Source organism: Streptomyces mayonensis, from assembly GCF_018982965.1.
GTDB lineage: Bacteria > Actinomycetota > Actinomycetes > Streptomycetales > Streptomycetaceae > Streptomyces > Streptomyces mayonensis.
Genome location: NZ_JACBYP010000196.1, coordinates 1 through 8,260, shown reverse-complemented (window position 1 = coordinate 8,260; position 8,260 = coordinate 1). Strand labels below are relative to the sequence as shown.

Genomic DNA, 8,260 nt, shown 5'->3' with positions numbered 1-8,260 from the left:
TACCCCTCCCCCACTCCTACTCCTCCCCCACCGCCGCGAACGCCCCCCGCGCCATCCGGTGCAGCAGCGACGCCGTCACCGCGCGGCCCGGCAGGGAACCGGGGCGGCCGAGGTGGGGGGTGGAGTTCAGGAGGCCGAAGACCGAGTGGACGGCGGAGCGGGCGGCCGGCTCGGCGAGCGCCGGGTAGACCTCGCGGAGCACCCCGACCCACAGCTCCACGTACTGCCGCTGCAACTGGCGCACCATCTTGCGGTCGGCGTCCCGGAGGCGGTCCAGCTCGCGGTCGTGCAGGGTGATGAGCGGGCGGTCGTCGAGCGCGAAGTCGATGTGCCCCTCGATGAACGAGTCGAGGACCACCCCGGGTCCGGTCTCCTCGCCGGCCTCGGCCAGCCGCCGCTTCGCCCCGGTCAGCAGCGAGTCGCTGATCCCGATCAGCAGCTCGGCGAGCATCGCGTCCTTGCCGGGGAAGTGCCGGTACAGACCGGGGCCGCTGATGCCGACCGCGGCGCCTATCTCGTCGACGCCGACCCCGTGGAAACCGCGCTCGGCGAAGAGCCGGGCGGCCTCCTTGAGGATCTGCTCTCGGCGGGTGGGGGCGTCGGTTCTGGTGGCCATGGAGCCAATTCTAGACAGGGGGGTTAGCGCTCGTTAACCTGAAGGAAATGCGTTAACGCTCATTAACTGGTCGACCACTGGGCGAGGGGATCGCAGGATGCAGGAGGCACCGGAGCTGACGACGGCGGCAGACCCCGCCTCGCAGGCCTTTCGGGCCAACGAGGAGGCGCACGGCACCCTCGTTCGGGAGCTGCGGGCCAAGCTCGCGGCGGCCCGGCTCGGCGGCGGCGAACGGGCGCGGGCCCGGCACACCGCGCGCGGCAAGCTGCTGCCGCGCGACCGCGTGGACACGCTGCTCGACCCGGGCTCGCCGTTCCTGGAGCTGGCCCCGCTCGCGGCCGACGGGCTCTACGACGGAGCGGCCCCCGCGGCCGGCGTGATCGCCGGGATCGGCCGGGTCAGCGGCCGGGAGTGCGTGATCGTCGCCAACGACGCCACCGTCAAGGGCGGCACGTACTACCCGATGACCGTGAAGAAGCACCTGCGTGCGCAGGAGGTGGCGCTGGAGAACCGGCTGCCGTGCCTGTACCTCGTGGACTCCGGGGGTGCCTTCCTGCCCCTGCAGGACGAGGTCTTCCCGGACCGCGAGCACTTCGGACGGATCTTCTACAACCAGGCCCGGATGTCGGCCGCGGGCATCCCGCAGATCGCCGCCGTCCTCGGCTCCTGCACGGCGGGCGGGGCGTACGTCCCGGCGATGAGCGACGAGGCCGTGATCGTCCGCAATCAGGGCACGATCTTCCTGGGCGGGCCGCCGCTGGTGAAGGCGGCCACCGGCGAGGTGGTCACGGCGGAGGAGCTGGGCGGCGGCGAGGTCCACTCCCGCGTGTCCGGCGTGACCGACCACCTGGCGGAGGACGACCCGCACGCGCTGCGCATCGTGCGGCAGATCGTCTCCACCCTGCCCGCCCGCGGCCCGCTCCCCTGGGGCGTGGAGGCGGCCGTCGAGCCGAAGGTCGACCCGCACGGGCTGTACGGCGCGGTGCCGGTCGACTCGCGCACGCCCTACGACGTGCGGGAGGTGATCGCCCGCGTGGTGGACGGCTCCCGCTTCGCCGAGTTCAAGTCCGAGTACGGCCAGACCCTGGTCACCGGCTTCGCCCGGGTCCACGGCCACCCGGTCGGCATCGTCGCCAACAACGGCATCCTGTTCTCCGAGTCGGCCCAGAAGGGCGCCCACTTCATCGAGCTGTGCGACCAGCGCGGCATCCCGCTGGTCTTCCTGCAGAACATCTCCGGCTTCATGGTGGGCCGGGACTATGAGGCCGGGGGCATCGCCAAGCACGGCGCGAAGATGGTGACGGCGGTGGCGTGCACGCGCGTGCCGAAGCTGACGGTGGTCGTCGGCGGGTCGTACGGCGCGGGGAACTACTCGATGTGCGGGCGGGCGTACTCGCCGCGCTTCCTGTGGATGTGGCCGGGCGCCAAGATCTCCGTGATGGGCGGCGAGCAGGCCGCGTCCGTCCTGGCCACGGTCAAGCGGGACCAGCTGGAGGCCCGGGGCGAGGAGTGGCCGGCCGAGGAGGAGGAGTCCTTCAAGGAGCCGGTCCGCGCCCAGTACGAGCACCAGGGCAGCGCCTACTACGCGACCGCCCGCCTGTGGGACGACGGGGTGATCGAGCCCGCCGACACCCGGCAGGTGCTGGGCCTGGCCCTGACCGCGTGTGCCAACGCGCCACTGGGCGAGCCCCGGTTCGGCGTCTTCCGGATGTGAGGAGGGGACCCATGGAGAACACGAACGACACGCGGGACGTGAACGACACCCGCGACGTGCCCGGCGCGCCGGGCATGTTCGACACCGTGCTCGTCGCCAACCGCGGTGAGATCGCGGTGCGCGTCATCAGGACGCTGCGCGCGCTGGGCGTGCGCTCGGTGGCGGTCTTCTCCGACGCCGACGCGGACGCGCGGCACGTGCGGGAGGCCGACGAGGCGGTACGGATCGGCCCGGCACCGGCGGCGGAGAGCTACCTGTCCGTCGAGCGGCTGCTGGAGGCGGCGGCCCGGACGGGGGCCCAGGCGGTCCACCCGGGGTACGGCTTCCTCGCCGAGAACGCCGGGTTCGCGCGGGCCTGCGAGGAGGCGGGGCTGGTCTTCGTCGGGCCGGGCGCCGACGCCATCGCCCTGATGGGCGACAAGATCCGCGCCAAGGAGACGGTGCGGGCGGCGGGGGTGCCGGTCGTCCCCGGCAGCAGCGGCAGCGGCCTCACGGACGGGCAGCTCGCCGACGCCGCCCGCGAGATCGGCACGCCGGTGCTGCTGAAGCCGTCGGCGGGCGGTGGCGGCAAGGGCATGCGGCTGGTGCGGGACGAGGCGGCGCTGGCCGACGAGATCGCCGCGGCGCGCCGCGAGGCACGCGCCTCCTTCGGCGACGACACGCTGCTCGTGGAGCGCTGGATCGACCGGCCCCGGCACATCGAGATCCAGGTCCTGGCCGACGGCCACGGCAACGTGGTGCACCTCGGCGAGCGCGAGTGCTCGCTCCAGCGCCGGCACCAGAAGGTGATCGAGGAGGCGCCGAGCGTGCTCCTGGACGAGGCGACCCGGGCGGCGATGGGCGAGGCGGCCGTGCAGGCGGCCCGCTCGTGCGGGTACCGGGGCGCGGGCACGGTGGAGTTCATCGTGCCGGGCAAGGACCCGTCCTCGTACTACTTCATGGAGATGAACACCCGCCTCCAGGTGGAGCACCCGGTGACCGAGCTGGTGACCGGCCTGGACCTGGTGGAGTGGCAGCTGCGGGTGGCGGCCGGGGAGCGGCTCGGGTTCACGCAGCAGGACGTACGGCTGACCGGCCACGCGGTCGAGGCCCGCCTCTGCGCCGAGACCGTGTCCGCGAAAGAGGGCGCGCGGAACTTCCTCCCCTCCGGCGGCACGGTGCTGCGGCTGCACGAGCCCGAGGGCGACGGCGTGCGCACCGACTCGGGGCTCAGCGAGGGCACCGAGGTCGGCAGCCTGTACGACCCGATGCTGTCCAAGGTGATCGCGTACGGGCCCGACCGCGCCACCGCCCTGCGCAGGCTGCGGGCGGCCCTCGCCGGGACGGTGACGCTCGGCGTGCAGACCAACGCGGGGTTCCTGCGCCGGCTGCTCGCCCATCCGGCGGTGGTCGCGGGCGACCTGGACACGGGGCTGGTGGAGCGGGAGGTGGACGGGCTCGCCGCGACGGACGTACCGGAGGCGGTGTACGAGGCCGCGGCGGCCGTACGGCTGGACGCGCTGCGGCCGCGCGGCGAGGGCTGGACGAACCCGTTCTCGGTGCCGGACGGCTGGCGCGCGGGAGGCCCGCCGAAGCCGGCCGCGTTCGCCTTGCGTGCGGCGGGACTCGAACCCGTCACTCACACCCCGCGCGGCACCCACACCGTCACCGGGGACCGTGTGTCGGTGACGCTGGACGGCGTCCGGCACACCTTCCACCGCGCCGCCGACTGGCTCGGCCGCGACGGCGACGCCTGGCACGTGCGGGACCACGACCCGGTCGCCGCCTCCCTCACCCGGGCGGCGTACGCCGGCTCCGACTCGCTGACCGCGCCGATGCCGGGCACGGTGACGGTGGTGAAGGTCGCCGTCGGCGACGAGGTGTCCGCCGGGCAGAGCCTGCTGGTGGTGGAGGCGATGAAGATGGAGCACGCCGTCTCCGCCCCGCACGCGGGCACCGTCGCCGAGCTGGACGTGACGCCGGGCACCACCGTCGCCATGGACCAGGTACTCGCGGTCATCACCCCCACCGACGAGGAGGAGCCGGCATGAACGCCCCCGCCCCGGATCTGCCCATGACCGTGCCGGCCGAGGGCCTGCCCGCCCGCGTCCGCGTCCACGAGGTCGGCGCGCGCGACGGCCTGCAGAACGAGAAGGCCGTCGTACCGGCGCCGGTGAAGGCGGAGTTCATCCGCCGCCTGGCCGGCACCGGCCTGACCACCATCGAGGCGACGAGTTTCGTGCGCCCCGAGTGGGTGCCCCAGCTCGCGGACGCGGAGGAGCTGTTCCCGGCGGTCGCGGACCTGCCGGTCGACCTGCCCGTCCTGGTGCCGAACGCGCGCGGCCTGGAGCGCGCGCTGGCGCTCGGCGCCCGCCGCGTCGCGGTCTTCGCCAGCGCCACGGAGTCCTTCGCCAAGGCCAACCTCAACCGCACGGTGGACGAGTCGCTGGCCATGTTCGAGCCGGTGGTGGCGCGGGCGAAGGAAGCGGACGGCGGCCATGTGCGGGGCTACCTGTCGATGTGCTTCGGCGACCCGTGGGAGGGCGCCGTCCCCGTCGGCCAGGTGGTACGGGTCTGCCGGGCCCTGCTGGACATGGGCTGCGACGAACTGAGCCTCGGCGACACCATCGGCGTCGCGACCCCCGGGCACGTGAGCGCGCTGCTCACCGCGCTGGACGGGGCCGGCGTCCCGGTGGACCGGATCGGCGTCCACTTCCACGACACCTACGGACAGGCCCTGTCCAACACCCTCACCGCCCTGCGGCACGGCGTGAGCACCGTCGACGCCTCCGCGGGCGGCCTCGGCGGCTGCCCGTTCGCGAAGTCCGCCACCGGCAACCTCGCCACCGAAGACCTCGTGTGGATGCTGCGCGGCCTCGGCATCGACACCGGGATCGACCTCGGCCGTCTCGTCGCCACCAGCGTCTGGATGGCCGCCCACCTGGGCCGACCCAGCCCGTCCCGCACCGTTCGAGCCCTCTCCCACCAGGAGTCGTGACCACGATGGACCACAAGCTCTCCCCCGAACTGGAAGAACTCCGCCGCACGGTGGAGGAGTTCGCCCACGACGTCGTGGCGCCCAAGATCGGCGACTTCTACGAGCGGCACGAGTTCCCGTACGAGATCGTCCGCGAAATGGGCCGGATGGGCCTGTTCGGGCTGCCCTTCCCCGAGGAGTACGGCGGCATGGGCGGCGACTACTTCGCGCTGGGCGTGGCCCTGGAGGAGCTGGCCCGGGTCGACTCGTCGGTGGCGATCACGCTGGAGGCGGGGGTCTCGCTGGGCGCGATGCCGGTGCATCTGTTCGGCACCGAGGAGCAGAAGCGCACGTGGCTGCCCCGGCTCTGCTCGGGCGAGATCCTGGGCGCCTTCGGTCTGACCGAGCCGGACGGCGGCTCGGACGCGGGCGCGACCCGGACGACGGCCCGCCTGGACGAGACCACGAACGAATGGGTGATCAACGGCACCAAGTGCTTCATCACCAACTCCGGTACCGACATCACGGGCCTGGTCACGGTCACCGCCGTCACGGGGCGGCAGCCGGACGGACGGCCGCTGATCTCGGCGATCATCGTGCCGTCGGGCACCCCGGGCTTCACGGTGGCCGCTCCGTACTCGAAGGTCGGCTGGAGCGCGTCGGACACCCGTGAGCTGTCCTTCTCCGACGTGCGGGTCCCGGCGGCCAACCTGCTGGGCGAACAGGGCCGGGGCTACGCCCAGTTCCTGCGCATCCTCGACGAGGGCCGGATCGCGATCGCCGCGCTGGGCACGGGACTCGCGCAGGGCTGCGTGGACGAGTCGGTCGCCTATGCGAAGGAACGTCACGCCTTCGGCCGGCCCATCGGCGCCAACCAGGCCATCCAGTTCAAGATCGCCGACATGGAGATGAAGGCCCACACCTCGCGCCTCGCCTGGCGCGACGCGGCGTCCCGACTGGTGGCGGGCGAGCCGTTCAAGAAGGAGGCGGCACTGGCGAAGCTGTACTCGTCGACGGTCGCCGTGGACAATGCGCGGGACGCCACCCAGGTCCACGGCGGCTACGGCTTCATGAACGAGTATCCGGTGGCCCGGATGTGGCGGGACGCGAAGATCCTGGAGATCGGCGAGGGCACCAGCGAGGTCCAGCGGATGCTGATCGCGCGGGAGCTGGGCCTGGTGAGCTGAGACGCTGAGACGGCTCCGGCCCGCGCAGGGGTGGTCCGTTCCGGGCCACCCCTGGACACAGCCTGAGGTTAGGCTAACCTACCCTCGAATGTCCCCCCGGAGTGTTTCGCACACGAGAACCACCCAGCACCACCCAGAACCCCCAGGGACACCCAGAACCACCTAGAGCAAGCCAGAACCACCGGAACGTTCGAAAGCAGCCACCACCATGCTCAACGCCAGAGCCACTCGCCCCACCCGCCGCGGCATACTCGCCGCCGGCGGCGCCCTCGGCCTCGGTGCCGTGCTCGCGGCCTGCGGGGACGACGACGCCGGGAGCGGCGGCTCGGGCGACGGTGCCGGCTCCGCGGGCTCCGGCCCCTGGTCCTTCAAGGACGACCGCGGCACGACCGTGAAGCTCGACAAGGTGCCGACGGGCATCGTCGCCTTCACCGGCGTCGCCGCCGCCCTCTTCGACTACGGCGTCCAGGTCAAGGGCGTCTTCGGCCCGACCACGACGAAGGACGGCAAGCCGGACGTCCAGGCCGGTGACCTCGACGTCGACAAGGTCACCGTCCTCGGCAACGAGTGGGGCAAGCTCAACGTCGAGAAGTACGCGAGCCTCGCCCCCGAGGTGCTGGTCACCACGACGTTCGACGACGCGGGCACCCTGTGGTCCGTCCCGGAGGAGTCGAAGGACAAGATCGCCAAGCTCGCGCCCAGCGTCGCCGTCTCGGTCTTCGACCGCCAGCTCACCCAGCCGCTGCAGCGCATGTGGGAGCTGGCCGAGTCGCTGGGCGCGGACATGAAGGCGAAGAAGGTCACCGACGCCAAGGCCGCCTTCGACAAGGCCGCCGCCCGGCTGCGTGCGGCCGCCAAGGCCCGGCCCGAGATCCGGGTGCTGGCCGGCTCCGCGAGCGCCGACCTGTTCTACGTCTCCGGCACCAACCTCTCCGTGGACCTGGAGTACTTCAAGGCCCTCGGCGTGAACTTCGTCGAGCCCTCCGAGGACGCCAAGAAGGCGACCGGCGGCTGGTTCGAGAGCCTCAGCTGGGAGAACGTCGACAAGTACCCCGCCGACGTGATCATCATGGACGACCGCGCCTCGACCATCCAGCCCGCGGACATCACCGAGGGCACCTGGAAGAAGCTCCCCGCGGTCAAGGCCGGCCAGGTCATCGCCCGCTCCCCCGAGCCGATCCTGTCCTACGACAAGTGCACGCCGCTGCTCGACAACCTGGCCGAGGCGATCGAGAACGCCAAGAAGGTCGGCTGACCCACCCCGGGCACCCTCTCCTCCCCGAAGCGCTCCCCGGCACCCGCTTCCCCCTTTCCCTCCTTCCCGGAGCACTCCATGACGACTGCCGTCGCCGCCCCGTTCCGCTTCTTCTCCCTCTGAACGGAGTCCTCTGCACGGAGTCCGGCCGGGCTCACCGGCGAAGGCCGGTCCCGCCGTCCGCTGGGCCGCGGGCGGCGCACCCGGCGACCGCGTCCCCGTACTCGGCCCGGCGGTCGCCACGACCGGGCGATCCGCTTCCGGCCGCCCGGGGACACCGACCTGGTGGTGACCTGGGGCGACGAGACCGCCGTACTGGCTGCCTCCGCCGTCGTGGAGTCCCAGCCGGCCCACGCCCGCGCCCGGGTCTGGCTAGAGGTGCCGCACACCGACGACGTGCAGGAGCTGCGGACGGCGGCGGACGCCGAGGTCACCTGGCTGGTCCGGGACGCCGCCGCGCCAGCCGCTGTCAGCCTCCTCCTCCTGCCCCGCCTCTTGCTTTGCGGGGTTTCTGAGGCTGTTCCGCAGTCGG

The 8,260-nt window shown here is 72.6% G+C and carries 6 protein-coding genes and 1 pseudogene; 6 read left to right on the top strand and 1 reads right to left on the bottom strand.

The annotated features are described in order from the left end of the window. Nucleotides 1-16 precede the first annotated feature (16 nt). Nucleotides 17-616 carry an SACE_7040 family transcriptional regulator gene (locus tag HZS56_RS36565; protein ID WP_216725116.1) on the bottom strand — a complete coding sequence of 200 codons (600 nt, stop codon included), beginning with the start codon at nucleotides 614-616 and terminating at the stop codon, nucleotides 17-19. Between the two features lie 97 nt (nucleotides 617-713). Between HZS56_RS36565 and HZS56_RS36560 the strand changes: the two genes are divergently transcribed. From HZS56_RS36560 to HZS56_RS36535, 6 genes and pseudogenes are all read left to right on the top strand, one after another. Then, nucleotides 714-2,330, top strand: a complete 1,617-nt coding sequence (locus HZS56_RS36560) for a carboxyl transferase domain-containing protein (RefSeq protein WP_216725115.1) — start codon at nucleotides 714-716, stop codon at nucleotides 2,328-2,330. Between the two features lie 74 nt (nucleotides 2,331-2,404). Next, nucleotides 2,405-4,360 (top strand): ATP-binding protein, encoded by a 1,956-nt coding sequence (locus HZS56_RS36555; protein WP_216725118.1) that lies wholly within the window; start codon nucleotides 2,405-2,407, stop codon nucleotides 4,358-4,360. Continuing rightward, nucleotides 4,357-5,307, top strand: coding sequence for a hydroxymethylglutaryl-CoA lyase (locus HZS56_RS36550; RefSeq protein ID WP_216725114.1), 951 nt, complete (start codon nucleotides 4,357-4,359; stop codon nucleotides 5,305-5,307). The genes HZS56_RS36555 and HZS56_RS36550 overlap by 4 nt, the downstream gene beginning before the upstream one ends. Before the next feature lie 5 nt (nucleotides 5,308-5,312). Continuing rightward, the gene (locus tag HZS56_RS36545) at nucleotides 5,313-6,473 is read left to right on the top strand and encodes an acyl-CoA dehydrogenase family protein (protein ID WP_216725117.1); all 1,161 of its coding nucleotides are present in this window, start codon (nucleotides 5,313-5,315) and stop codon (nucleotides 6,471-6,473) included. Nucleotides 6,474-6,681: 208 nt separating this feature from the next. Further along, the gene (locus tag HZS56_RS36540; protein WP_216725113.1) at nucleotides 6,682-7,728 is read left to right on the top strand and encodes an ABC transporter substrate-binding protein; all 1,047 of its coding nucleotides are present in this window, start codon (nucleotides 6,682-6,684) and stop codon (nucleotides 7,726-7,728) included. 133 nt (nucleotides 7,729-7,861) lie between these two features. Continuing rightward, nucleotides 7,862-8,260: pseudogene (locus HZS56_RS36535) on the top strand (siderophore-interacting protein); the annotation flags it as partial.

Coding starts and splice junctions, on each gene's coding strand:
- HZS56_RS36565 (WP_216725116.1), bottom strand. CDS start 616: ATGGCCACCAGAACCGACGCCCCCACCCGCCGAGAGCAGATCCTCAAG.
- HZS56_RS36560 (WP_216725115.1), top strand. CDS start 714: ATGCAGGAGGCACCGGAGCTGACGACGGCGGCAGACCCCGCCTCGCAG.
- HZS56_RS36555 (WP_216725118.1), top strand. CDS start 2,405: ATGTTCGACACCGTGCTCGTCGCCAACCGCGGTGAGATCGCGGTGCGC.
- HZS56_RS36550 (WP_216725114.1), top strand. CDS start 4,357: ATGAACGCCCCCGCCCCGGATCTGCCCATGACCGTGCCGGCCGAGGGC.
- HZS56_RS36545 (WP_216725117.1), top strand. CDS start 5,313: ATGGACCACAAGCTCTCCCCCGAACTGGAAGAACTCCGCCGCACGGTG.
- HZS56_RS36540 (WP_216725113.1), top strand. CDS start 6,682: ATGCTCAACGCCAGAGCCACTCGCCCCACCCGCCGCGGCATACTCGCC.